The organism is Streptomyces sp. NPDC056231, from assembly GCF_048270745.1.
GTDB lineage: Bacteria > Actinomycetota > Actinomycetes > Streptomycetales > Streptomycetaceae > Streptomyces.
Map to the genome: position 1 here is coordinate 1 of NZ_JBLVKW010000072.1, position 24,801 is coordinate 24,801.

Genomic DNA, 24,801 nt, shown 5'->3' on the forward strand with positions numbered 1-24,801 from the left:
CCGCGCGGGGGACTATGCGTCCCCGCGCGGAGCCGTCAGGCCACCAGCCGGTCAGGCGTCGGCGATCGGGCTGGTGCCCAGGCGGACGTTGTCGATCGCCCAGTACCAGTTGTTGCCCGCGTTGAAGATCCGGAAGCTGACCTTCGCCGACGCGGCCTCGGCCGGGACGGGGCAGGAGAGCTGGACGAGGCGGTTCTCCTGGTCCTGGCCCTTGTTGGTGTTCCCGGAGGTGGCGCTGCTGTAGTGCAGCAACTGGACCTTGTCGCCCGTGTCGAACTGGACGGTGACCTCGGCCTCCTGCGGGTTCTCCTGCCGGTAGTGGGAGTCGAAGCCCAGGTGGAGGGTGGAGGTGCCCGACGGGATGGCCACGGCCGGGGTGGTCAGGGTCGAGTCGAACCGGCCTCGGCCGGACGGGCTGCCGGTGTCGTCCCAGTCGTCGGGGTCGGCGACCGCGACGATGCCGAGGGCGCGGCTGAAGTTGGGGCGGTCCTGCCCGCCGGGGAACCAGAACTGCTTGGACAGGAAGGTCCAGCCCTGCAGCTCCCGGGTGCCCTGCGGCATGGCCGGCGCGTTGGTGACCGTCCAGCCCTCGGGGGTGGTCCGGGTCCAGCCGAGCAGGCCGGGCCGGCTGAGGTCGGCTGCCGGGGCGAGCACGGGGGCGACGGACTCGAAGTCCTCCGCAAGCAGGTAGCCGGTCATGACGGGCCCGGTCTTGGCGGACAGGGACGCGGTCGCCTGCTGGACGCTGCCACTCAGATTCGCCGTGACGGTCGCCTTGAGGCTGCCAGAGGCGCGCGCCGCCGAGGCGGGCGCCACGACGTCCCACTCCAGGCGGGCGGAGGAGCGGACTGGAACGGCCGCCGGCGCGTCGCCCCTGGGGGTGGCGGTCCAGCCCGTCGGGAGGGCCAGCGTGGCGGCCAGGCCGGTGAGCGGGGTGCCGCCGGAATTGGTGACGGTGGCGGTCACGATGACCGGCCTGCCCGGCGAGAGCACGGTGCCGTCGGTGCCGGGCGAACTCGCCGGACCGCTCAGCGAGACGCTCATCGCAGGGGCGACCTGGGAGCGGACGCGTGCGTCGGCGATACTGAGCAGGCCGTTGCCGTCGCCGTGGGCGGCGACCACCAGGCTGCCTACGGTGGCGTTCGGAGCGGGCGTAACGGTGAAGCGCACATCGGCCGAATCCCCGGAGGCGACCAACGTCGGCGCCGCAGCGGCCTGCTCGACCGTCCAGCCGGAGGGGGCGAGCAGGGCGACCGAGAGCCGGTCGAGCTTAGCGTCGGTCTTGTTCCGCACGGTGACGACGACATCGGCCGGGTTGCCCTGCACGAACGGCGTGTCCTGGGAGGGCAGCGGCTCCGGCAGGGTGATCGTCGCGGCAAGCGCCTGGGCAGCACCGGACGCCGGGTCGGTGACGCCGGGCCTGCCGTCGGCCAGGCGGCCAGTCATCCGGCGCAGAAACGCCGGGTCTCCCCGGTCGACGACCACCACGTCGTACCAGCCGTGGTCCGGGAGGTGGATCGGCACGGTCTGGGTCTCACCGGGCGCGAGGGTGACGGTCTGGACATGGTCACCGGGGTTGCGCGGGTAGACCGACTCGCCGACGAGAAGCGTGCGGGTGGCGGTTGAGGGGTTGGCGCACCGGACCTTCACCTGGCCGGGGACGGCCTGCTCGACGAGGTACGCCTCGGCGCCCACGCCGGTGCCGCGCAGCTCCCAGACGGACCATCCGGGACCGTGGACCTGCAAGTCGTAGCCGTCGGCGCCGTAATCGACCGTGTTGTCGGCGATCCCGCCCGCTGAGACGGTCCAGGCGCGCGGGGCGGTGCCGTCGCCGGGGTAGGCGGTGAACGTGGCGGCGGTGGTGCCTGCGTTGCCGAGCTGGAGGCGTACGTCGGAGCCGGTGACGTCGGCCCGCAGGGACAGCCGGTACGGGGAGGGGCGCGTCGGGCGGGTGCCGGCCTCCTGCTCCGGGAGCGACTGGTTCTTCGGCGGTACGGGGTTCCAGCGGCCGACCCGCGCCGGCACCGGGCCGGGCTGCTCCACCTTGGGCTGCGCGTATCCGCGGTTGAAGTCGAAGGCGGAGGTCAGGTCGCCGAACACGCTGCGGCGCCAGGCGCTGATGTTGGGCTCCTGGACACCGGTCCACTTCTCCAGGAACCGGATGGCCGAGGTGTGGTCGAACGCCTCCGAGCAGACGAAAGCGCCCACCGTCCACGGCGACACGATCGTCATCGGCACGCGCGGACCGGGGCCGACCGGCTTGCCGTTGAACCAGTCGTCGCTGTTGCCGGAGTCGGGCCGGGGCGCGACCGGGGCGGGCACGTGGTCGAAGTAGCCGTCGTTCTCGTCGAAGTTGATGAACAGAGCCGTCTTCGACCAGGTCTTCGGGTCGCTCGCGATGGCGTCGAGGAGGTCGTAGATGAGGTTGGCGCTGCCGACCGGGGTGGAGGAGGCGGGGTGCTCGGAGAGCGCCGCCGTCGGAACCAGCCAACTGACCTTCGGCAGCGTGCCGTTCTTGATGTCGGACCTGATCCGCTGGACGAGGGTGTCCGGCTCGGAGCGGTAGGCGCCTCGCATGAACAGCTGGCGTTCCGCCTCGGTCAGCGAGTCGATGCCCTGCTGAAACTGGGCCAGCGCGGCCTTCCGCTGGTCCGCCGTCTTGCTCCACAGACCGTCGTAGAACTGCTCTGTGGTGGAGAACTGGCCGCTGACCTTGGACAAGATCTTCCGGCCGATCTGCTTCCAGGGCCGGAAGTACTCCACCGCGTTGTCGGTGAAGTTGTCCCATTCCTGGTAGATCTGCCAGGAGACGCCGGCGGCCTCCAGGCGCTCGGGGTACGTCGTCCAGTCGTAACCCGCGTGGGTGTAGGAGTACGCGGCGTTGGTGACGGCCCGGTTGACGCCGCCCGGCTCGTAGCCGGTCGTGCCGGTCCACAGGTAGTTGCGGTTGGGGTTGGTCGAGCCGTAGACCGAGCAGAAGTAGGCGTCGCAGATGGTGAAACGGTCGGCCAGTTCGTACTGGAGGGGGATGTCGCGCCGGTCGTAGAAGGCCATGGTGCTCTGGCCCTTGGCCGCGACCCAGTCGTTCCACCAGCCGTTCGCCCGGGCCTGGTTGGCGTCGGAGAATCCGTGCGGGAGCGAGCCGAGGTATTGGATGTCGTTCTCGGGGCGGCCGGCATCGACCGCCGCCTGCCGGGCCGAGAACGGCAGGACCTTGCCACCGCCGGACCGCGGCTGCTCGAAGGCGGTGGCTCCGGTGGGCAGACGCAGCGGCGTACGGTCGCCGAAACCGCGCACGCCCTTGAGGGTGCCGAAGTAGTTGTCGAAGGAACGGTTCTCCTGCATCAGGATGATGACGTGTTCAATCGCATCCATACCACCGGGAGGCAGCGGCGCGGCCATCGCCTTCAACAGCGACGGGGGCAGGAAAGAGAGCGCAGTGCCACCGGCGAGGGTGCCGAGAAGCCTGCGGCGGGAGAGACTAGACATGGAGCGGAGGCTAGGTCACTCCGGTACTACGACGTAACCTTGAGTGACGAGTCTTCGTTGACTGTTCGATCACCGACATCGAACGTTCCATCAGTTGTATAGCCAAATTCTCCGTCGAACCCCTCTCTGACAGCCTTGGCTGAGACTGTGCCGTTCAGAAACTCATCGCTGCTGGTCAAGCCGCGTATCTATACTCGTTGATGACGCCGCCCAGTACTCGGGTGCGGAGGAGTCGGTGCGCGGTCAAGCCGGTCGAGGGCGCCGGATGCTCCTGGGCGAGGGGAGGAAGTTGTCCCGGACCCCCGCCACACCCCTGGTAGCCCGGCCTCTGACCCATCGCCACGCAGATCAGTGCTCGGGTGATCTGATCAGGACATGACCGACGAGCACTGCGTGACGCGCGACCACATCGAACTGTGGAACGGACGGGTGCTGCCGGACGGCCTGGCGACCAATACTGGATGGCATGCCCCTCATCAGCCGTTTCCGTCGTTCCGCCCGCCCCATGCCGGACTCCCCAGCGCGTCCGGGAGGGGTTGGCCGGGACATCGTGGAGACGGCCGGTGTGGCCCTCGCCGCCTTGTGTCTGTTCGTGGTCGCCCAGCGGCTGTGGAATCTGCCGCACCCCGTTTTCCAGCTGTGCGTGGTTGCGGTCGCCGTGGTGCTCTTCCCGTTGCGGCGGCGCTGGCCCGAGGCCGTGCTCCTGGTCCTCGCCGTGCTTGCCGGGGCAGCGACCGTTGTTGGCCCCGTGATGGCGGCCACCGGGTACACGGTGGCGCTCGACACGGCCCTGCCGCGCCGCCGGGTCCGGCTGCTGGGCGGCGCGAGCCTACTGATCATTGCATCCGGGACCGCGACCGGCCCCTCGTGCGGCCCCGGCTCGGCCATTTACGGTCTGGAGCTCGGGTTGGTTCTGGCGGCAACCGCCGTGGTCGTGCCCGGCTTGGTCGGTGCGGTGTACGGGCAGCAGGCCCGGCTGCTGCGGGCGCTGCGCGAACGCGGCGATGCGGCCGAGCAAGCCCGCCGGTTCGCCGACAGCGAGGCCCGCACCCACGAGCGGTCCCGGATCGCCGCCGAGATGCACGACCTGGTGGGCCACCGGCTCAGTCTCATCTCGCTGCACGCCGGCGGTCTGGAACTCGCCCTCGACCAGGCCGCGCCGGAGCTGCGCGAGGAGGCCGTCCTGGTCCGGCGGACCACCCGGGAGGCGATGCGCGAACTGCGGCAGGCGCTCGGGGTCCTCGGGCCGCTCGGTCGGGACACCGGCCCGGACGCGCTGACCGACGCCACCGGCACCCGGGCCGACGTCGAGGCACTGGTCGCGGAGTCCCGCGGTGGCGGGATCGCCGTGCGGCTGGAATGGAGCGGCCCCGACCTCGACGCATGCCCGGCGCGGGTGCGGCGCGCGGTGCACCGGGTGGTGCGGGAGGCCCTGACGAACGTGCACCGGTACGCATCGGCCGCCCATGTCACTGTACGGGTCGAGCAGGACGACCGGATCGTGCGGGTGACGGTCCGCAACGGTGCGTCCCCCGCTTCGGCCGGCACACCGTCCGAGACCGGGACGGGGCGCGGCCTGACGGGCCTGCGCGAGCGGGTCGAACTGCTCGGCGGCACCTTTGAGGCCGGTGCCCTGCCGCCCGGCGGGTTCCAGGTGGTCGCGGACATCCCGGCGCAACCGGACGACGCGGTCGTCTGGAAACCGTCCGGGGGCGGCGCGGAGGCCTCCCCGTCGGCCTCGATCGACGATGGGGCGGCGCTGTCGCGTGAGCCGCGGACGGCCGGGGCGCTCACGCTCGCCCTCGGGGCGGTGGCGCTGTGGGTGCTGATGACGCTCGCGATCGCCCTGGTGTACGCCCAGCCGAGGCACTTGGACCGGCCTGTGGAGCCGCGTCTGGGGATGTCGTACCAGGAGTTGAAGGGGGTCTTCGACAGCCCGGCCGTGCGCGCTGCGGCCACCGGGCACGAACCGCCGCGGCCCGCTGGCACGCTGGGCTGCGTCTACCCGCCCGCCGGCCTCGGCCCGCGGCCCGGCGCCTTCGACATCACCCGGTACTGCTTCAACGCTGCACAACGTCTCATCTCCATCGACCGTTTCAGCGTCCCGTCCGTACGGGACACCCCACCCTGGGAGTCTCAATGACGGAGTCAAGCCGCCTGCGCGACCGGCGGGGCGGGGGTGAGCATCCGGTTGTCGCGCAGGAGAGCCCACAGCACGCTCGTTCGTCGGCGGGCCAGGGCAATGACGGCCTGGACGTGCTTGCAGCCCTCCCCGCGCTTCTTGAGGTAGAAGTCCCGGTTCGGTCCTTCGCGGATGATGCTGGTCTGCGCGGACATGAAGAAGACCCGTCGCAGGCGGCGGCTGTAGCGCTTGGGCCGGTGCAGGTTGCCGGTCCGGCGGCCGGAGTCGCGCGGGACGGGCACAAGTCCGGCCGCGGAGGCGAGGTGGCCGGCGTCCGTGTAGGCGGCCAGATCACCAGCCGCGACGATGAACTCGGCGCCAAGTACCGGGCCCATGCCGGGCAGGGACTCTATGATCCCGGCCTGCGGGTGGCTGCGGAACGTCTCGCGGATCTGCTTGTCGATGCGCTTGAGCCGGTCGTCCAGGGCCAGGATCTGCATGGCCAGGTCGGCGACGATCTGGGCGGCGACATCCTCGCCGGGCAGCGCGGTCTGCTGGGCCTGGGCGGCTTCCAACGCGGTGGCCGCGGCATCATCAGCGCCGCGCACGCTGCGGTTGGCCAGCCACGCGGTGAGCCGGGCCCGGCCACGGCGCCGGATCGCGGTCGGAGTCTGGTAGCCGGTCAGCAGCACCAGGGCACCCTTGTGGGCCGAGTAGTCGAAGGCCCGCTCCAGTGCCGGGAAGACGCCAGTCAGCACGTCCCGCAGCCGGTTGATCATCCGCAGCCGGTCGGCCACCAGGTCGCTGCGGTGGGCGGTCAGAAGCGCGAGGTCGGCCGCCAACTGGGCAGGCACGGCAATAGCGGCGAAGTCCCGTCGCTGACGGGCGGTTTCGGCGATGACGTAGGCATCGCGGGCGTCGGTCTTGGCCTCTCGCCGGTAAGCCCCGGACATGCGGTTGACCGTGCGGCCGGGCACATAGACAGCCCGCTGACCGTGGGCCGCGAGGACGGCAAGCAACAGTGCGGACGACGTGCCGCAGATGTCCACCGCCCAGTGGACCTCGTCCGCCAGGCCGAGAATCTCGCCGAGCTCGGTCAGGATTGCCGTTTCGTCGTTGTCGACCTTCCTCGACCACAGCGTCCCGCCGGTCTCATCGACCACCGCGGCCCAGTGGTGGCCCTTGCCCGCGTCAACGCCAACCCAGACCTGGGCCCGTCGGTCACTCACTCTCCCCTCCTCGTTCCGCACGGCTTGCCGTCGGCCCGAGGAACACCCCGCTGTCATCTCCGTAATCAGCGACCAATGCGCACATCTCAATCAGCAGCCAGGGCGCCCCGGAGAGCCGGACGGCCAGTCCTCGGGAGCCACTGAAGGCAAGACCCCATAAGCCACATCCGACCCTTCCGGGCCGATAAACACCTTACGGAGCAAAAATGACCGAATCCACCCGGCCGATCCGTGTCCTGCTCGCCGACGACGAGGCGATGATCCGGCACGGGGTGCGGTTGATTCTGCGGCACGCCGACGGCATCGACGTGGTCGCCGAAGCCGCCAACGGGCACCGGGCGGTGGAGGAGGCCGCCGCGCACCGCCCGGATGTGGCGCTGGTGGACATTCGGATGCCCGGGTGCGACGGGCTGGCCGCGATCCGGCCGCTGCTCGCGCTCGATCCGGCGCCGCGCGTGGTGATGCTGACGACCTTCGGTGACGAGGGAAACGTGCTGCGGGCGCTGCGGGACGGAGCCTCGGGGTTCTTGCTGAAGGACGAGGGGCCGCAGGAGCTGATCAGTGCGGTCCGGGCGGCGGCGGCCGGTGACGCGGTGCTTTCCCCCGGGGTCACCGGAGCGGTGATTGCCCGGATGCTGTGCGGCGGCATCTCGGACGCCGACGGCGTGGCCCTGCAGGACGAGCGGATCGCCCGGCTGACCGTGCGTGAGCGGGAGGTGCTGGCGATGCTGGGTGAGGGGTTGTCGAACCAGGGCATCGCGGAGCGGCTGGTCATCGGCATCGGCACGGTGAAGACGCATGTGGGCGCGATCCTGGAGAAGACCGGATCGACGAGCCGGGTGCAGGCGGCCCTCCTGGCGCATCGCGCTGGCCTGCGCCCCTGACCCCGGACCATTCCGCGTACCCGCATGGCCCACGTGAGGGACTCATTCGCTGGGCCAGGTGCGCCGTCCACGTCCCCGGAGCCCCGGCCGTGCCGCCCGTCGTAGGTCCGGCCAACACCGCGGGTCCGGCCAAAGGCAGAGATGAGTCGGTGAAGGTCTGTCGAAGGGCAGGGACGGGCAGCTCGTCTCTGCCCTTCGATGGACCGCAACTACCGCCTCTGGGGCGATGTTTGTGCAGGTGAGAGCTTTGAGGATGGGAATGCCCCTCTGGCCCGCGGGATGCTCGCGGGCCGTCGTTCCCCAGGCGGAGTCCTCATGTCGCAGATGTTCGTTTCCCTCGGTGCCCTTGACACCGAACCGGCCGCCCGTGCCACGGGCCTGACCAAGGTGTACGGGAAGGGCGAGACTCAGGTCACCGCATTGGACTCGGTGTCCGTGCAGTTCGCGCGGGCACGGTTCACCGCGGTCATGGGTCCGTCGGGATCCGGCAAGTCGACGCTGATGCACTGCATGGCGGGCCTTGACCCGGTCACCTCGGGTTCCGCCCGGATCGGCGGTGTCGAACTTGCCCGCCTGAATGACCGTCAGCTCACCGAACTGCGTCGGGAGAAGGTTGGCTTCGTCTTCCAGGGCTTCAACCTGCTGCCCACCTTGACCGCGCTGGAGAACATGACGCTGCCGCTGCGCCTCGCCGGCCAGCAGCCCGACGCCGAGTGGCTGGCTGTCGTCGTCGCCACCGTGGGGCTGGCCGGGCGCCTCGCGCACCGTCCGGCCCAGCTCTCCGGCGGCCAGCAGCAGCGCGTTGCCGTCGCCCGCGCCCTGGTGTCCCGTCCGGAGATCGTGTTCGCCGATGAGCCGACCGGCAATCTCGACTCCCGTTCCGGCGCGGAGGTGCTGGGTTTCCTGCGCGATTCGGTGCGGGAACTGGGCCAGACCGTGGTGATGGTGACCCACGACCCGGTCGCCGCCGCGCACGCCGACCGCGTGGTCTTCCTCGCCGACGGCCGGCTTGTGGACGAGTTGCACTCCCCGACCGCCGACGCCGTGCTCGACCGGATGCTCGCGTTCGAGTCCCAGGGCCGCCGCACCCGCTGACCGCCCCCACCAGCCCGCCGTTTCCCTCCCATACTTTCGAAAGCCCGCCATGCTGCAAACAGCCCTGCATAACCTTTTCGCGCACAAGACCCGTCTGGTCATGACCGTGCTCTCGGTCTGTCTCGGTGCCGCGTTCATCTCCGGCTCCCTGGTCTTCGCCGACTCCACCACCGCCGCCTACCGCGCCGCCATGTCCAAGAACTACGCGGACATCGCCGTGAGCGTGAGTCCGAAATCCGCTCCGGGCGCCTCCATCGACGAGCAGTACGGGGCCCTGGACGACGCCCTGGTGCGCGAGCTGTCCGCCGTTGCTGGCGTCGCCTCCGTCCGCCCGATGGCCAACGGGTCGGTCACCCTGGCCGCCAAGGACGGCACACCGATGCGGGCCGACAACATGATGGGCCGTTTCGGCGTCGCCTACGTTCCGGGTTCCGACGGCACAGACAGCCGCTACCCGCTCACGTCGGGCCGCGCCCCTCGCGACAGCGGTGAGGTCGCGCTGGACCGCGGGACCGCGGCGGCCGCCGGCTACTCCCTCGGCGACACCGTGACCCTCGCCACGGACGGACCGGTCCTCGAACTACGTCTGGTGGGCCTGGTGTCCACCAAGGACAGCCGGGTGAACGCCGGCGGCACCCTGGCGGTGTTCGACAAGACCACCGCCCAGAAGCTGTTCGCCACCCTGGGGCACTACGACGGGATCGACCTGACCGCCGCACCGGGCACCGACCAGTTCGAGCTGGCCAACCGGGTCAGTGCCGTGCTGCCGGCCGACCGGGCCGAGGCCACCACCGGTATCGCCCAGGCCAATCAGCAGTCCGTTTTCATCGCGGGCAAGACCAAGAGCTACGAACGCCTTCCGCTGCTCTTCGCCGTGGTCTCGCTGTCCATCAGCACGTTCCTCATCGTCAACACCTTCACCATGCTCGTGACACGCCGTACCCGCGAGATCGCGCTGCTTCGGGCGATCGGCGCCACCCGCCACCAGGTGGTCCACTCGGTCCTCGCCGAGGCGGCCCTGGTCGGTCTGGCCGCGTCCGCGCTCGGCTTCGTGCTGGGCCTGGGCGTGGCCACGGTACTGCCGAACGTGCTGGACACTTCCGGCGACCTGCTGCCCAGCGGGCCGCTGGTGATCGGCCCGGCCGCGATCCTCGCCTCGCTCGTCGTAGGCGTCGGCGTCACCGTGCTCGCCGCCTGGCTGCCGTCGCGGCGCGCGGCGCGGATCGCTCCCATCGAGGCGATGCGCACGGCCGAGCAGCCGCCGTCCGCCATGGTCTCCCGCGTCCGCGGCGCGGTCGGCCTGGTCATGGTCGTTCTGGGCGCGGGCCTGCTGTTCTCGCTGAGCGACGCGACGAGTGCCGACGACGACAATCTACAGACCGCGATGTTCGGATGCGGCATCCTCGTGACCGGTCTGATCGTGCTGGCCCCGCTGCTCGCCGGTCCGGTAATCCGCCTGATCGGCCGGCTCACCACCGGCTTCGGCGTCGTGGGCGACCTCGCCCGTGAGAACACCCTGCGCGATCCGCGCCGCACCGCCGCCACCGCCGTCGCCCTGATGATCAGTACGGCGCTGGTCTCCGGTCTCGCCGTCATCAACCATTCCACGAACCAGGCCCTGGATGTCCAGGCCGCCGCCGGACTGAGCGCCGACTACGTCATCAGCACCCGCAACACCACCACCGCCATCGACTCCGCCGCCGTCCAGCGGGTCGCCAACGTGCCCGGGGTGCGGACCGCCTCCGCCGTGGCGGACTCCACCATCTCCGCCGGCCCCCTCGTCAAGACGGTCTCCGGGGTCGACCCGAAGACCGTCGACGACGTGATGAAGCTCCACTTCCTCAGCGGCTCCGCCAAGGACCTCGGCCCCCGCAAGCTCGCCGTCTCCCACAGCTTCGCCCGCGACCACCACGTCACCACCGGCGAGCAGATCAAGGCGAACATCGGCCCCGGAACCGGCGACCGCGACGAGCCCCACACCGTCGTCGGCGTCTACGAGGACAACCCCACCGCCCACGACGTCCTCGGCTACCGCGCCGACGTGCAGAAGTACGCCTTTCTGCGCGATTCCGTGCAGCGCATCCTGGTCCGCACCACCGACGGCACGGTCTCCAACGACCTGGAGAAGCGCCTGCGCGCCGCCGTGAGCGACAGCCCGCTGCTGAAGGTCCAAAGCCGCGCCCAGCTCGTCCAGGAGCAGGCCGGCGTCGCCGGCGACCTGCTGACCCTGATGTTCGGGCTGCTCGCCATCGGCGTACTGATCTCCGCGCTCGGCCTGGTCAACACCCTTGCCATGTCAGTCTCGGAGCGAACCCGTGAGATCGGCGTCCTGCGCGCCATCGGCATGGACCGCGCCGGAATCCGACGCATGATCCGCCTGGAGGCCATCTACGTCGCCGCCTTCGGCACCCTGCTCGGGCTGGCCGCCGGACTCTTCGGGGCGTGGAAGGTCAGCGGACTGGCCAACGGCGCGATCCCCCAGTACTCCTTCTCCCTCCCCTGGCCCACCCTCGCCCTCGTGGTCCTGCTCTCCCTCGCCGTCGGCACGGTCGCCGCCACCCTGCCCGCCCGACGGGCCGCAGCACTCAGCCCGCTCGAAGCGGTCACACAGGCGTAGGAAGACGGCCGGCACCGCCACCACAAACACGCGGGAGGGGCGACACTCCATCGCTCCTCCCGCGCGTTTTGACCAAGGTTCCGGTGTGCAGGTGAACGTCAACAGCGCGACGAGACGACGGTGGGCCTGGGTACGGCCGCCGAAGATGCAAGGTAGGGGCCTCCCCCTGAGTGGTGGACACCGAAGAACAGGCAGCCCATCGCGCCGTGCCGCAGGCGGTGCATGTCTTCGATGCTGTCGGCGCCCGCGGCCATGCCGCCCACCAGCGACATCACTTTCGCCGCGGGGAAGGCGCCGGTGCCGTCCTTCGAGGCGGGCAGACGAATGTGTTCCCCGGCCAGCGTGGGCAGACCGCACCGCTCGGCCAGCCGCACCACCGGCTCCAGGCCGCCGTACGCGATCAGGTTCGGGTCGTCGAACGCGGATGAGACCGCCGCTGCGGCATGGGAAGATTGCATCTCGGAAGTGCCTTGCTGATCGTGCCTGATGTGGTCCTAGAGAAACCCCATCATCGCAGGTCACAAGGCACTTCTTCGTTTCCGGAAGAACTATCCACAGGCATCAAGCCGGTGGATCCGGGCTCAGACCCTATTCCGCACGTCCGAATATCCGAACCCACCGACACTGTTGCAGCACACCGGCTCCCCGGACTTCGCGGAGCTAAAGGCGGCCGGGATGAACGGCATGTATCTCGTCGACCACTGGCGCCGCTTCCTCGAACGGCCCGAGGTCTACCTGCGGCACCTGGTCTGAGCGGATGTCGGAGGTCCCTGCGAAGATCACGGCCATGGAGCTCCTCACCGCCCTCGCCGGGCTCGACGCCCACCCCTGGTCCACCGTCAACCACGCCTACGGCCCCGCCGAGGACCTGCCCGGGTTGTTGCGCACCTTCGCCGAGGGCGGTGAGGACGCCGAGGAGGCACTGGACGAGCTATACGGCTCGATCGTGCACCAGGGCACCGTGTACGCGGCCGGCGTCGACGCCGCCCCGTACCTCGCCCGAATCGCCGCCTCCGGCCGGCAGACCGTCGACGCGCTCCGGCTGCTCGGCTGCCTCGCCGAGAGCGAGGACGAGTACGAAGTCGAGCCGGGCGCCGTCCGGGCCGCCGTAATCGCCCAACTGCCGCTGCTCATAACGCTGCTGGCCGATGAGGACCCCGCCGTCCGGCAGGCGGCCGGCTGGACGGTCGGCCACACCCGGGACACCTGCACCGCCCTGCCCGCCGTCCGGGCCCGCCTGGCCGCCGAGACCGAGCCCGCCGTCCGGGCCGAACTCCTCACCGCGTACGGCCGGTTGGATCGCGCGGGCGCCGTCGCCGAGGCCCGCGCCCTGCTCGGCCCGGATACGCCCGCGCCGCTGCGCCTGGCCGCCGTGTTCGCCGCGTTGGACGCCGAGGAGCCGTGGCTCGCCGCGCACCGCGACGCCGTCCTCGGCCTATTGCCCGCGCGCGAGACGGGCAGGTCCGGCTACGCGGACGAGCACCGGGAGCCGCTGCGCACTATCGTCGGGATCCTGCTGGGGCGGGACACCGACGCCGACCGCGAGAGTGCCCTCGCGCTGCTCGACGCCGCGCTGCGTGACGAGCGCCCCGAGGTGCGGGCCGAGGCCCTATGGGCGGCCGACCGCGCCTGCACCCTGTCCCGCAGCGCCCCGCAGCGGCTGATCCCCGCGATCGCCCCGCTCGCCGCCGAATGGGCGGCCGCCCAGCTGCTGGGCAAGATCGGCCCGGCCGCCGCCGAGGCCGCTCCCGTCCTCGCCGAACTCGCCGCGCAGCCGGACGACGAGGCGGCCGACCAGGCCCTCGCCGCGCTCGTCCTGGTGGCGCCGCAGGCCGCCGCCCCGCTGCTGGCCCGGGCCCTCGGCCGGCGCCCGCGCGCCATGCAGTGCGCCGCCGGGTCCCACGCCCCGGCCGATGCGCCCTTCCCGTTCGCCCCGGAACTGTTCGCCGCGGTCCGCGCTCGCCTGGCCGCCAAGGCGCTGGAGCATCCTGAGGGGTGCAAGGACTGCGGTTGCTCGACGACCGAGGACCACAACGACACCGCCGGGCTGGTCCACCTGCTGCGGCAATGGGGCCCACAGGCCGTCGAGGCGCTGCCCGAACTGTGCGCCGTCCTGCCCCGGTTCCAGTACGCCGCCACCGCAATCACCGCCGTCGCCGCCGGCATCGGGCCGGAGCAGCGCGAGCAGGCCGCCACCGCCCTGCGGGCCGCCGCCCGGAAGCTGTTCGTGGCGCAGGCACTGCACGAGCTGACCGGCGAGACCGGGCCGCTGTTCGCCGCCGCCGAGGCGGCGCTCGCCACCGGTGTGCGCGGCGGCGTCGAGGGCGCCCGCGCCTTGGCCGACCTCGGCCCGGCGGCCGCCCGCCTCACGCTGGCCCTGCGGACGGCGCTCGGCCGCACCATCGACCGCGACACCACGCCGGAGGTGGACACCGACCTCGCCCTGGCGCTCGCCCTGTGGCGGATCGCCGGTGAGGCGGCCGAGGTCGTCCCGGTGCTGGCCTCGGTGTTCGACAGAAGCGAGGGCCGGCAGTGGTTCCACTGGACGGCCGCCCGCGCCGCCCGCGAGATCGCCGTGCTCGGCCCGGCCGGGCGCCCGCTGACCGCCCGGCTCCAAGCTCTCCTCGACGACCCGGCCCAAGCGCCCTCGGCCGTCCTCGGGCTGCTCGCCGTCGCCGATCCGGCCGGCCTCGACCGTGCCCGGCTCGCCGAGGCGGCGCTGCACTCGGCCGAGACCCGCGCCGACCTCAAGGGCGCCTGCGACGCCCTGCGGGCGCTCGGCGCCGCCGCCCTGACGCTGGAGCAGCACGACCGGCTGGCCGCGCTCGCCACCGGGGACCGCCGCCTGGTCGTCTCCGGGTCCGACCACGCGATGATCCGCGAGGACGAACATCTGCGCGCCGCGCTGGCGTCTGTCCTCGACCGGGTCGGCTGAGGCCCAGGTCCTCTCTTTCGGATCTTGCCGGGTGCCCAACGCCACGCGCCCAGGAAGATCCGAAAGAGAGGGCCTAGCGGCGGGGCTCGCCGTGTCGGGCGTCGGAGCCTCTGCGGTTCTACCCCGCCGATCAGCCCAGCACGCCCTACATCACCGTTCCGGCATCCCGGCCGCCGCTCACGCCGCGCCAGTGCCGGGACTGCCATGCGTGGATCCCCGCTGGCTGGCGAGGGTTCCGCTGCAATCCCTGCAAGCACTGGCGCGAGAAGTACGCCCGAAGCCGGTGCCTGCGTTGCCGGCGCGAGGACCTTCCGTCGCGTGGCGGTCACTGTCGCGGGTGCTACCCCTATCGCCTCCCCGACGAGGCAGGGAGTCACCCAGCGCGAGCCACGCAACTCCAGATCGACCTGCCCGCCGGTACTACAGCAGGGGTTCAGCCATTGATCGGAGACCAATCGCTCCGTGGAGCCGACGGGACAGCGGCGCCTCACGCCGCCCGCGGGCAGGAAAAGCTCTTCAATCCCCGGCGCGGCTGGTCGCCTGTGCTGGCCCGCCTGGGGCGCCGAGGTCCTGGCGAGTTGCCGCTGTCGGAGGAAGCTCGGCGGCTCGTCGAGGAGTTCGACCAGCTCATCCTCGATCGCCGGACGCCTGACTACCGCAAGAACATCCGCACGCTGACCATCCTGGTGCACTGGCTCGGCGCTGAGAACGCCATCCTGGAGCGCGATGTCCACGATTTGGCCAGTTGTTCTGCGACTCTCGCGGCGAAGCCGGTCTGTCAGTTCCTCCGTTCTCATGGTCTGCTCATTGATGATCCGCACCGCCGCCAGGACGTGAATCTCGCATGGATCCAGGTCGCGATCAGTGTCCTCCCGGACCCGCTCGCCAGCGAGATCCACGCATGGGTGACCCTTCTGCGCAGCCAGGGACGCCGCGAGGGCGAGGTCCGCGATTATCGCAGCATTCGCCGCTACCTCGCCCACATTGAACCCGTCCTCACCACGTGGACAGCCGCCGGCGTGACCACTCTGCGAAAGATCACGACTGACCACATTGAGGCGGTGGTATCCGGCCTGTCGGGACGAGAGCGCCTGCAGGTCGCGGTGAGCCTGCGCAGCCTGTTCAAGGCGCTCAAGCGGGAACGGATGGTGTTCCGGGATCCGACTCGCCAGCTGTCGGTCGGCCACCTCAAGGGCCTCCCGCAGTCCGTGCGCAGCGACCTCCTGGCCGGATTGATGGGTCACGCGAAGTCTCCGCTGAGCCGCCTGGTCATCGCGTTGGTGGCCGTTCACGCTCTGCCTGGTGAAGAACTTCGCACGGTTCGGACAACCGATCTCAACCTTGCCCGCGGCACCCTCTAAGTCCGCCGCGGCTTGCTGCGGCACACCCTCTACCTGGAGGAATTCAGCCACCGACTCGCCAGCGAGTGGCTCGCCTACCGCTACCACCGCTGGCCAGCATCGACGAACCCCTATCTTCTCGTCAGTCAGAAGACGGCCCTCGACCCGGATCATCCGGTGGTCAGCAGAACATTGCTTCGCAGGACCCTCCCCAAGAACGTCACGCTCGTCGGCCTGCGGCAGGACCGCATGCTCAACGAGGCGTTTGCCACCGGTGTTCCCCTCAAGCTGATGCGGCTTTTCGGGATCACCTCGCAGACCGCCATGCGCTATGTCGGCGCCGCCTGCCCGGAGCGCACCGCGAAACTGCCCAGGTAGCGGGCCCGCTCCGAGCCCGATGCAGCAGCTGAAAGCCCGTGGCGATGTAGCAGTGGGTCCGGCATCATCCCCATGTGATTGTGATGCAACCCGTTCTGGAGATCTCCGCTGCCGACGACTTCGCGCTCTGGCCGGTTGGCGAGCACGAGTCATATGGCCACCTCGTGCTGAACGGGGAGCTCACTCCGGCGGAGGTCGGCACGGCGGTTATGCGGATCGCCGACTGCAACGACTTCGAGCCGGAGGAGGAGCACGGGCCGTGCCCGACCGACCCGCTCGGCACATTCCTGCACGGGCTGCTCACCATGCCTGATCTGTTCGCCGCAGGTGGGTTCCGGGTGACCGACAACACCACCGACACCGTCTTCGTCGAGCCGGGCTGCTGCAACGGCCTGGAGACCTGGCAGGACTGGCTGGACGTGCTCGACGGTACCGGCTGCTCCTACTTCGGCCACGATCCGTCCTCGGTGGCCGAACGCGTTGGCGACATCGTCCGGCTGAAGCTCGACGCCCATGGGACGGACGGCAGCCCGGTGATCGAGCTGTCGGTAGACCAGGTACGCAGGCTCGTCGCGGGCGCCCAGCAGGATTTGCGGGACTTCCTCAGCCTTGCCGGAACCTGGGCTGAACAACACCTGCCAGCACACGCTGCCACCGTCACTGCCGCCCTGGCACGGGCACTGGACCTGGCGCCCACACAATGACCAGTTTCCTGACCCACCGAGCGCACGTGCACGACGCCCGCCTTCCCCTCCGCCGCCGGCACAGCGCGCTGCGGACCTGCATCTCTTTGCTCCGTACGGCTTCCGGGCGACGTACCACCACCTCACGCTCAGCGCCGCGATCCCCCGGCGGCTGGAGGCGGACCCGGACGCGCTGGTGCGGGCGGTGGAGGAACTGTATGAGGCGCGGGTGCTGTGGCTCGCGCGGGCGGAGAAGTACGCCGCGCAACGCCGGGCGGAGAAGCGGGCCGGGCGGCGGGCTGTAGTGAACCCGCGACCGTGGTGGCTGCGGAGCTGGTGGGAGGGCCCGAACCGCGCCTGGTACGAAGACCCGTTTCGCCATCCGTCGCTGCGGCTGCCCGAGTACGTCCGGCGACAGAACGCGATTCTGGACGGCGCCGATCTCCCCGGCTGCCCCGCCTGCGGGGACGAGAGACCGCTGGAGTCGAACTCGACCGGGCACGGCTGGGTGGAGCTGTGCCGTGGGTGCGCGTGGGTGCTAGCGCCATGTCCGTGCGGGCAGCAGCACCGGTTCGTCCCGGAGACCCCGTTCAACTGGAAAGGGATCTGGCAGCGGGCGCACATGAGCGATGACGGCATGCCGAACCCACATTGGCCTGCGGGCTAGCCGGTTGGATGCGGCACGGGGGGCTTGAGTGTGGGTGATCAGCGGGGTGGCGCGCGCTCTTCAGAAACGTTGCCCGCCGCGCAGGTGATCGTTGCCCGGCGCTCCTCGTAGCGAAGAGATATCGCGGACGCTACCGAGAGGGCGCCGGCCGGTCACCACACGTCGACGGACCAGACGTCGCCCCTCTGATGTCCATCTGGATCTGGGTCGCCTGACCCATACGGGTCAGGGGCAGCGACGACGTGGATGCGGGCGGCGGACGCGGATACGCGGTAGCAGTCCATGTCACTCGACGTGTTGTGCTTGTCGAGTTCGATCGTGTGGCCCAAGGCCAGGATGGCGGCCTGCAGTTCCTTGAAGGGGATCTGGGTGCGAATTCCCCGTACTCCCGCGAGAGCGGGGACGGCACGGTGTTCGGGGACTGGTCGTACAGCAGTCGTTGGATCTTCACGCCGAAGCCGAAGCACGACATCTGCCCTTGCCGCCCTGGCTGGTCCGGCGAGAAGTTGATTTCCACGAGCCCGTAGTCCCACCGCAGTAGGCCACCGCCGGGAACATCGAGACATGTCGCCCCCAGGGCGGCCTCCCAGGCTTCCGGGTCGGCATCGAGGCCAACTCCCAGGACCTCACCGCAAACGGCGACGTGAGCGTAGAAGTCCAAAGCGGACACCCGCCAGCTCCCTCAACTATCCGGACAGGACACCACTTGCTGATCTCCGCACAGGACAAGCGAATCAGTGCCCAGTATTCGGTGATCGTACAGAGCGGCCAGTCATGGCAGTCGCCGGGTGAGTTCGTCGCCGTCGTCGAAGTTGGAAGTCCCAGGCGGGATGTGTCTTTCAGATCAGCCGTGGTCTTGCCATTCCTCCTGGCAGAACCGGGCTTCGCTCACCATGTCCCGTCAGCTAAAGCCGGAACCCGCGCGCTTCGGACGTCGACCACTTCAAACAGCTCAACGACTGCCACGGACACGCCTCCGGTGACACCGCACTCGCCGCGATCGGCAGCCGACTGACCGAATGGGCCGGACGCCACGGTGTCGCAGGCCGCCTCGGAGGCGACGAGTTCGCCGCCCAAGCGCACGCGGCCGTACCGGCCCCAGACCAACGGCACAGTCGAGCGCTTCAACCGCACCCTCCTCGACGAATGTGCCTACGCGAGGCCCTATCGGTCCGAGGCCGAACGACGCGACGCCTACCCACAGTGGCTCCACACCTACAATCACCACCGCGGACACACCGCGCTCAAGGGCCAACCACCCGCCAGCCGCGTCCCCAACCTCACGAGTCAGTACACCTAGGGCGTCTCCCGGCTGCCTGTCGGCTGGCTGCCGTTGCTCGACTGCTCGGCTGCCCGGCGAACGGCAGTGCGGAGTTCCTCGTCGGGCTCGTTCCGCCTGAGTACGGCTTTGAGAGAAACATGCGCTGCCGCCCGCACATCGGGATCCGGGTCGGAGAGTGCGGCGGCGATGATCGGCGCGTGCGCCACGGCGTCGGGGCCGAAGATGCCGAGGCCCTCGATCCCTGCGCGCCGCAACATCGCGTCCGGTGCCGCCGTAGCCGACACGAGTAGTTCAAGGGCCTCAACCGGTGCCTCCGCGCACAGCAACGCCAGGCCAAACAGCGCCTGCTCGAATTCTGCCGTGGCGTGGCGGGTAGTCGCGGCGAGCCGCTTCAGCGCCTCGTTCACCGCCGGCGGACAGGCCGCACGAAGGCTAACCTGGTCGCCCCGGGTAGGGGCGGTGTCGTCGTCCATCCGGTCATCCTGCCAGCAGCCGAGGCCCGATTCCCAGAGCTGGGGAACGGGCCAGCCCGGCTATGGGAATCCAGCCGCCCGGATAGCTCGTGCGGTCGGGGTGTCAGCCAGACCGTCAGGGCCGGCGATGGCTCCGGTCAGGACGAGTCCAACGCCTTGCGCACTGTCCGCCAGGTCACGCCGTGCTTGCGCTCAAGCTCTCGCATCGACATGCCGCCGCGATGGTCACGCCGGATCGCCGCGTACAGCTTGACCTTCGACATCTGCGGCATGACCAGCACCTTTCACCAAGAGCATCTGATTGCTGCCCCGGCAAGAGCCCCCGTGCCTCCCAAACTCATCAACATCACCCGACCGTGGATCGGGCCGCCTCCCAAACCCGTCGACAAGTGACGTCACTACTGGGTTCTGGCACACATTCCGTGAAAGATCTTGCTGGCTCTCGCCAGCTGGAGCCGCGCGCGTCATGTGAGCTGCGCAGGCCACGCGTCATCGAGGTCCGGTGAGGCCGGGCTCAAGATTGCTCACGGAATGTGTGCCAGAACCCACTACTGCTCGATAAAGCCAGCTAAGCGCCGTCGGCGTGCGGAAGGCGCCTGACTCAAGCGTCGGCGACATACCGCTAACTTCTCTTCCGACACTTCACACCGGCCACAGCGTCCTCGACGCCAGACGTCAGCCCCGGCGCAGCATCCGCTGCACCAAGGATTCCACCCCGGAAAGGCTCAGACCCTGAACGCGTCACTCGCAGAAGCACTCTCCGTCGCCCTGCTCCTGGCGGTGCTGGCCTGCGCAGTGATCCGGCCGTGGGGCTGGCCGGAGGCGGCCGTGGCCGTCCCCGCCGCCGGGGTGGTCATCGCCACCGGAGCAATCTCCCTCGACCATACGGCGGCCGAGGCCGCCCGGCTGGGCCCGGTGATCGGCTTCCTCTCAGCCGTCCTGGTCCTGGCCCAGCTGTGCGACGACGAGGGCCTATTCCACGCCTGCGGCGCCTGGATGGCCCGCAGGGCAGCTGGTCGCCCCCGCCGCCTGCTGGTTCTCGTCTTCGTGACCGCCTCGCTGATCACCGCGGTGCTCAGCCTGGACGCCACGGTGGTCCTGCTGACCCCGGTGGTGTTCGCCACCGCCGCCCGGCTCGGCGCCCGCGCCAAACCGCACGTCTACGCCTGCACCCACCTGTCGAACACCGCATCACTGTTGCTGCCGGTCTCCAACCTCACCAACCTGCTGGCCTTCGCCGCCAGCGGCCTGACCTTCACCCGCTTCGCCGCCCTGATGACGCTGCCCTGGCTGGTCGCCATCGGGGCCGAGTACGTGGTGATCCGCCGCTTCTTCGCTACCGACCTGGACGCGGGCGCCCAGGCCCCGCACACCGAAGAGCCCCGCGAACTGCCGCTTTTCGCCCTGCTCACGGTGGCGGGCACCCTGGCGGGCTTCGTGCTGACCTCGGCGGTCGGCATCAACCCGGCCTGGGCGGCGGCCGCGGGCGCGGCCGTGCTGGCGGCCCGCGCCCTGGCCCAGCGCCGCACCACCCCCGCAGCAATCGTCCGAGCCGCGGCCCTGCCGTTCTGCGCCTTCGTGCTGGCCCTGGGCATCGTGGTCCGGGCGGTGGTCGACAACGGCCTCGCGGGCACGCTGAGCCACGTGGTTCCCGGTGGCACCGGCCTGGCGGCCCTCCTGGCCATCGCGGCACTGGCGGCCGTACTGGCGAACGTCATCAACAACCTGCCCGCGGTCCTGGTGCTGCTGCCCCTGACCGCCCCCACCGGCCCGGGCGCCGTCCTGGCCGTACTCCTCGGGGTCAACATCGGCCCAAACCTCACCTACGCCGGCTCGCTGGCCACCCTGCTGTGGCGGCGCATCGTGCGCGAACACGACACCGACCTGGAGCTAGGCGAGTTCACCCGGCTCGGCTTGTTCGCCGTGCCCACCGCCCTGCTGCTCTCGGTGGTGGCACTGTGGGTCTCGCTCCAAGCGATCGGAGGCTGAACACCATGACCGTCATCGTCTGGATCGTGGAGGGCACTTGGCCCGCCTGCGTCGACGCCGCCCGCGCCTACGCGCCCGAGGGTTCCGAGCTCGTGCTGCTGCACGTCACCGGCCACGAAGTGCCAAGCGCCGCGCACGGCGCCTACGCCGGACTGCTGGGCCGCGCACGCCCCGACCGCGACCCCGGCACCGCCGTGGAACACCTGGCCGCCGCCTCCGCCGAACAGCTCCTGGCCAGCGCCGCCGAGCGGCTGGGACGCCCATGCACCCGCCAAGAGCGCTCGGGCCGCGTCGAACGGGAAGTCGTGACCGCCGCGGAAGGCGCCGACCTGCTCGTCCTCGCCCGCGACGGTGACCACACCCACCTCGGCCCCCGCAGCCTCGGACCCGCCAGCCGATTCATCGTCGACCACGCCCCCTGCCCCGTCCTGCTGGTCTGGCCGGAGACCGCACCCAGCACGGCCACCCTCCCGCCACCACCACCCCACCCGCCGCATCACCGCTAGCCACGGCCGGACCACACCGCTACGCACCCATCCGAGTGCAGTGCAGATAAGCGCTGAGGCCTGGAACGCCAAGGTCGAGGCCGAAGCGGTTGCCGAACGGCTCCGAACCTGCGAGCCGGCTGGCGCCACCCACTTCTGGCGGATGCCATCGACCTCGGCGGATGCCCAGTGCTCGGTCTCGGCTGGGATCCCGGGGACCACTCCATACGCCACCACGGAGAGCGGTCCTACGGACAGGTCTACCCCGCCACCCTCGAAGCCCGCGCAGGCGAAGCGGAACTGCGCTGGACCATCCCGCCGTACGACCCTGACCTGTGAACCACACCCCGCCGTGAAAGGTGCCCGGAGAACCCGGTTGAGCCAGACTGTTCAGCCCGGCACACTCGCCCGATGAGCCACAGCCCAAGCTCACCGCCCGCCAGCAGAGCCACCTGGTCCAGCAGCACCAGTCCGGCGAGCACACAATCGCCGACCTCGCCGAGCTCTTCTCCGTCAGCCGCGCCACCGTCTACCGCGTCCTTGAACGCCACCAGAACGCACCCGCGCCTTCGACCTCCGGCGGGCAGTGACGTGCTGCCCTACGTCTAGCGGGTCACCAAGTACGACCCTGCCGACCGCGATCAGCACGACCACTACACCGGGACCGAGCCTTCCATCAGCGACCACGGACCAGTCGAAGCCGCCTACCTGCAGGCCATCGCCGCCTTCGCCGAAGAGTCCGGTGTCGACCAGCTGGCCATCCGCGAGCCGCAGATCGGCGGCTTCGCCCACTTCGGCCTGGAACCACCGGTCGACGGCTACGGCCTGGCGGACCTCTTCCCAGCCGGCCTCGTCGGGTTCCACGACGGTGCGCTGGTGCCGACCGCCGCCGGTCTGGAACTCGTCCGGGCCATGCTCCGCGACAGCGGGGCCTGGTGCCGCCTGGAGACGGAGGGAGCATTCGCGGTGCACGTCGGCTGGGACCAGTACCTCTACATCGGCAGCAACCTGCCCTGCGAAGCGGCGCTGGCCCGCACCCGCTCGCTCGGACTGTTCCCGGAACGTCTGGACGCTTCTCCGTACGAGTTCGCCCCCGACGACCCACTGCGCGTACAGCGCCCGTCCGACGCCGACTTCTGGGCCCGCCTGCACTGGACGGTCAGCGCCCACCGCGCCACGTTCCTGGAGGAGACCTACGCCGCGAACGCCTCCCGGTGGCACCGCCTCACCCGCGACAACATCGAGGCGGTGCGCTCCCAGCTGACCCCGCGCGCACACCTGGCGGTCTGGCCGGACCTGCTCACCGACGTCGACGCGGCAGTGGCCTCTCTGCCCGACGAGGGCCTGGTGGAAGTCATCTGAGAGGACAAGGACGGGTGGATCACCAGCACTGTCGTGGACGAGACCCAGTTCGAGGCAGTAACCTCCCAGCTCGCCAGCGCGTGTGCTGCCGGCGTCGTATCCCTGGCTACCGGTGAGCGGCACCCGCTGCTCACCGCTGTACTGCCCGACAGCGACGGTGTTCTCCGTGCACGCTGGCAGACCGAGCCGACGCCCAGCGACCGGGACTGGGCCTTCCTGAAGACCCTGCGGCGCGGCCAGGTTGTCACCGGCACGGTGACAACCATCGCCAGCTTCGGCGTCACCTTCGTGGACATCGGCGGCTTCACCGCCATGATCAACATTCCAGAGCTGTCCTGGCGCCCGATCAACCACCCGTCCGACGTCGTCAGCGTCGGCCAAGAGGTCACAGCTGAGGTCCTCGACGTCGACATGGTCTGGGAACGGGTGCCGCTGTCGCTTCGAGCAGTGCAGGAAGACCCGTGGCCGCAGGTAGCGCAGAGGATCGGCCAGGTGATCACCGGGCCGGTCACCAAGATCGTGCCGTTCGGCGTCTTCGTCCGCATCGAAGACCGAGAGGACGGCTTCCAGGGGCTCGTGCACACCAGCGAGCTGGATGAATCGTCCGGAGACGTCGTCGAGGTCGGCGACGCCATTACCGTGAAGATCATCGACGCCGATCTCGCGCGCCGTCGTATCGCCTTGTCTCAGACGCAGGCCCGTACACCCCGCCATGAGGGAGATCGCCATTCCTGACGAAACGGCTGCCCACACGCGCAAGGAGCAGGAGTACAAGTCCGATGCTGAGCCAGATGAGTTGACCCTGCACATGGCCTCCTTGTCCCATCCCGAGGCAACCGTTCGAAGGGACGCTGTGGGCGGCATCGAGTCGCACGGAGCAGGAGATCCCCGGGCCGTGGCGGCCCTGCTTCCCCTTCTTCGTGACCCCGATCTCAGGACCGGGAGTCGGGCTCGGTACGTCCTGACCTCCTGGGGCTCGTCCATCGTGCCGTTGCTGCAGGAGATCCGCCGCGCGGGGCCAGGGCGGCTGCGGGCTGCGGCCCTGACCGTCCTCGCAGAGATTGCCGGCGAGGACGGCCTGTCTGCCCAAGACCGGGCAGCCGTCGAACGTCTGATCCGTATCAAGCTTCTCGGCGATCGCCCCGAGCCGCTGTCGGGCTGCTGGATCCACTGGATCGCAATCCCTACCGGAGATCAGCGGGGAATTATAGATCTCCTCGGCCTGGCCCAGCCGCGACCAGTCACCTTCGCGCTCGCCAACGATGTCGTGGACGCAGACAGCCACGACGGCCCGGCAGATGGCCCCGGGTGCTTCGCCCGGGTATTCGTCAGCCCCGAGCTCGACGGCTGGACCTTCGTGGCCGGCCGGTGGTGCGACCCGATCGACGACGAACGCGCGGACGACGTACTCCGGGCCTGCGAGAGACTCAGCGCCCGTTACGGCCGAGCGCAGGCGTACTACTACGGCGCCCAGGGGGACGGATCCGCGTGGGTCGTCGCCGAGAACGGTGCCGTCATCCGTCGCTACAGCGAGACCGGCGAGGGCGAAGACCACCTGCTTACCATCGGCGACCCCCTGCCGTACGAGCGGGACCGCCGTATCGAACTGGGGCTGTCTCCCGATCGGGACGCGGCCCACGCCTCGGAAGACGAGGAAGACGAATAAGTCCCCACCGACGACCCTGGAGGCGGGTGCTGACCAGCAGCGATGATTTTACGGGCCCCACAGGGTTGAGTGTTCAAGCCGAGGCACGCAGATGTGCCGAGCCAC

Annotated in this window: 23 protein-coding genes and 1 pseudogene; 18 read left to right on the plus strand and 6 right to left on the minus strand. The window is 70.1% G+C overall.

What is annotated here, in order from left to right; all coding sequences use genetic code 11:
* Window positions 1-51 precede the first annotated feature (51 nt).
* The gene (locus ACNPQM_RS34940) at window positions 52-3,489 is read right to left on the minus strand and encodes a phosphocholine-specific phospholipase C (RefSeq protein ID WP_418087124.1); all 3,438 of its coding nucleotides are present in this window, start codon (window positions 3,487-3,489) and stop codon (window positions 52-54) included.
* Window positions 3,490-3,955: 466 nt separating this feature from the next.
* On the opposite strand from ACNPQM_RS34940, the gene ACNPQM_RS34945 reads away from it, so the two are divergent.
* Window positions 3,956-5,632, plus strand: coding sequence for a sensor histidine kinase (locus ACNPQM_RS34945; protein WP_418087125.1), 1,677 nt, complete (start codon window positions 3,956-3,958; stop codon window positions 5,630-5,632).
* A 5-nt stretch (window positions 5,633-5,637) separates the two neighbouring features.
* Here ACNPQM_RS34945 and ACNPQM_RS34950 read toward each other — a convergent pair whose 3' ends face one another.
* Complete coding sequence (locus tag ACNPQM_RS34950; RefSeq protein WP_418087126.1) at window positions 5,638-6,840, minus strand: IS110 family transposase; 1,203 nt, start codon at window positions 6,838-6,840, stop codon at window positions 5,638-5,640.
* A 206-nt stretch (window positions 6,841-7,046) separates the two neighbouring features.
* Between ACNPQM_RS34950 and ACNPQM_RS34955 the strand changes: the two genes are divergently transcribed.
* From ACNPQM_RS34955 to ACNPQM_RS34965, 3 genes are all read left to right on the plus strand, one after another.
* Complete coding sequence (locus ACNPQM_RS34955; protein ID WP_418087127.1) at window positions 7,047-7,724, plus strand: response regulator; 678 nt, start codon at window positions 7,047-7,049, stop codon at window positions 7,722-7,724.
* A gap of 315 nt (window positions 7,725-8,039) precedes the next feature.
* Window positions 8,040-8,819 (plus strand): ABC transporter ATP-binding protein, encoded by a 780-nt coding sequence (locus ACNPQM_RS34960; protein WP_418087128.1) that lies wholly within the window; start codon window positions 8,040-8,042, stop codon window positions 8,817-8,819.
* A 49-nt stretch (window positions 8,820-8,868) separates the two neighbouring features.
* On the plus strand, window positions 8,869-11,436 hold the full coding sequence (locus ACNPQM_RS34965; protein WP_418087129.1) for an ABC transporter permease: 2,568 nt from the start codon (window positions 8,869-8,871) through the stop codon (window positions 11,434-11,436).
* 98 nt (window positions 11,437-11,534) lie between these two features.
* Here ACNPQM_RS34965 and ACNPQM_RS34970 read toward each other — a convergent pair whose 3' ends face one another.
* Window positions 11,535-11,894, minus strand: coding sequence for a hypothetical protein (locus ACNPQM_RS34970; protein ID WP_418087130.1), 360 nt, complete (start codon window positions 11,892-11,894; stop codon window positions 11,535-11,537).
* A gap of 169 nt (window positions 11,895-12,063) precedes the next feature.
* Here ACNPQM_RS34970 and ACNPQM_RS34975 point away from each other — a divergent pair, with 169 nt between their 5' ends.
* From ACNPQM_RS34975 to ACNPQM_RS35005, 7 genes and pseudogenes are all read left to right on the plus strand, one after another.
* Entirely contained in the window at window positions 12,064-12,189 is a 126-nt protein-coding gene (locus ACNPQM_RS34975) for a hypothetical protein (protein WP_418087131.1), read from the plus strand.
* A 4-nt stretch (window positions 12,190-12,193) separates the two neighbouring features.
* The gene (locus ACNPQM_RS34980; protein ID WP_418087132.1) at window positions 12,194-14,371 is read left to right on the plus strand and encodes a HEAT repeat domain-containing protein; all 2,178 of its coding nucleotides are present in this window, start codon (window positions 12,194-12,196) and stop codon (window positions 14,369-14,371) included.
* A gap of 578 nt (window positions 14,372-14,949) precedes the next feature.
* Window positions 14,950-15,732: a hypothetical protein gene (locus ACNPQM_RS34985; RefSeq protein WP_418087133.1), complete on the plus strand. Its 783-nt coding sequence runs from the start codon at window positions 14,950-14,952 to the stop codon at window positions 15,730-15,732.
* A 12-nt stretch (window positions 15,733-15,744) separates the two neighbouring features.
* Window positions 15,745-16,089: a hypothetical protein gene (locus ACNPQM_RS34990; RefSeq protein WP_418087134.1), complete on the plus strand. Its 345-nt coding sequence runs from the start codon at window positions 15,745-15,747 to the stop codon at window positions 16,087-16,089.
* A gap of 83 nt (window positions 16,090-16,172) precedes the next feature.
* Window positions 16,173-16,793 carry a hypothetical protein gene (locus ACNPQM_RS34995; RefSeq protein WP_418087152.1) on the plus strand — a complete coding sequence of 207 codons (621 nt, stop codon included), beginning with the start codon at window positions 16,173-16,175 and terminating at the stop codon, window positions 16,791-16,793.
* Window positions 16,794-16,977: 184 nt separating this feature from the next.
* Window positions 16,978-17,439: a hypothetical protein gene (locus tag ACNPQM_RS35000; RefSeq protein ID WP_418087135.1), complete on the plus strand. Its 462-nt coding sequence runs from the start codon at window positions 16,978-16,980 to the stop codon at window positions 17,437-17,439.
* A 1,075-nt stretch (window positions 17,440-18,514) separates the two neighbouring features.
* Window positions 18,515-18,739 (plus strand): annotated as a pseudogene (locus tag ACNPQM_RS35005) (integrase core domain-containing protein); the annotation flags it as partial.
* Here ACNPQM_RS35005 and ACNPQM_RS35010 read toward each other — a convergent pair.
* Both ACNPQM_RS35010 and ACNPQM_RS35015 read right to left on the minus strand, forming a co-directional pair.
* The gene (locus ACNPQM_RS35010; protein WP_418087136.1) at window positions 18,736-19,194 is read right to left on the minus strand and encodes a HEAT repeat domain-containing protein; all 459 of its coding nucleotides are present in this window, start codon (window positions 19,192-19,194) and stop codon (window positions 18,736-18,738) included. The pseudogene ACNPQM_RS35005 and the gene ACNPQM_RS35010 sit on opposite strands and share 4 nt — an antisense overlap.
* 137 nt (window positions 19,195-19,331) lie before the next feature.
* The gene (locus ACNPQM_RS35015; protein ID WP_418087137.1) at window positions 19,332-19,466 is read right to left on the minus strand and encodes a hypothetical protein; all 135 of its coding nucleotides are present in this window, start codon (window positions 19,464-19,466) and stop codon (window positions 19,332-19,334) included.
* A gap of 460 nt (window positions 19,467-19,926) precedes the next feature.
* On the opposite strand from ACNPQM_RS35015, the gene ACNPQM_RS35020 reads away from it, so the two are divergent.
* The 4 genes from ACNPQM_RS35020 (at window position 19,927) to ACNPQM_RS35035 (ending at window position 22,258) form a co-directional block, all read left to right on the plus strand.
* Complete coding sequence (locus ACNPQM_RS35020; protein WP_418087153.1) at window positions 19,927-21,183, plus strand: SLC13 family permease; 1,257 nt, start codon at window positions 19,927-19,929, stop codon at window positions 21,181-21,183.
* Between the two features lie 5 nt (window positions 21,184-21,188).
* Window positions 21,189-21,689, plus strand: coding sequence for a universal stress protein (locus ACNPQM_RS35025; RefSeq protein WP_418087138.1), 501 nt, complete (start codon window positions 21,189-21,191; stop codon window positions 21,687-21,689).
* 168 nt (window positions 21,690-21,857) lie between these two features.
* A complete protein-coding gene (locus tag ACNPQM_RS35030) occupies window positions 21,858-22,007 on the plus strand; it encodes a hypothetical protein (protein ID WP_418087139.1) in 150 nt (49 codons plus the stop codon).
* 47 nt (window positions 22,008-22,054) lie between these two features.
* Window positions 22,055-22,258, plus strand: a complete 204-nt coding sequence (locus tag ACNPQM_RS35035) for a helix-turn-helix domain-containing protein (RefSeq protein WP_418087154.1) — start codon at window positions 22,055-22,057, stop codon at window positions 22,256-22,258.
* Here ACNPQM_RS35035 and ACNPQM_RS35040 read toward each other — a convergent pair.
* Window positions 22,182-22,532, minus strand: coding sequence for a hypothetical protein (locus ACNPQM_RS35040; protein ID WP_418087140.1), 351 nt, complete (start codon window positions 22,530-22,532; stop codon window positions 22,182-22,184). The genes ACNPQM_RS35035 and ACNPQM_RS35040 overlap by 77 nt on opposite strands.
* 12 nt (window positions 22,533-22,544) lie before the next feature.
* On the opposite strand from ACNPQM_RS35040, the gene ACNPQM_RS35045 reads away from it, so the two are divergent.
* The 3 genes from ACNPQM_RS35045 (at window position 22,545) to ACNPQM_RS35055 (ending at window position 24,696) form a co-directional block, all read left to right on the plus strand.
* Entirely contained in the window at window positions 22,545-23,030 is a 486-nt protein-coding gene (locus ACNPQM_RS35045) for a hypothetical protein (RefSeq protein WP_418087141.1), read from the plus strand.
* Window positions 23,031-23,063: 33 nt separating this feature from the next.
* Window positions 23,064-23,765, plus strand: coding sequence for a S1 RNA-binding domain-containing protein (locus ACNPQM_RS35050; protein WP_418087142.1), 702 nt, complete (start codon window positions 23,064-23,066; stop codon window positions 23,763-23,765).
* A 250-nt stretch (window positions 23,766-24,015) separates the two neighbouring features.
* On the plus strand, window positions 24,016-24,696 hold the full coding sequence (locus tag ACNPQM_RS35055; RefSeq protein ID WP_418087143.1) for a hypothetical protein: 681 nt from the start codon (window positions 24,016-24,018) through the stop codon (window positions 24,694-24,696).
* Window positions 24,697-24,801 lie beyond the last annotated feature (105 nt).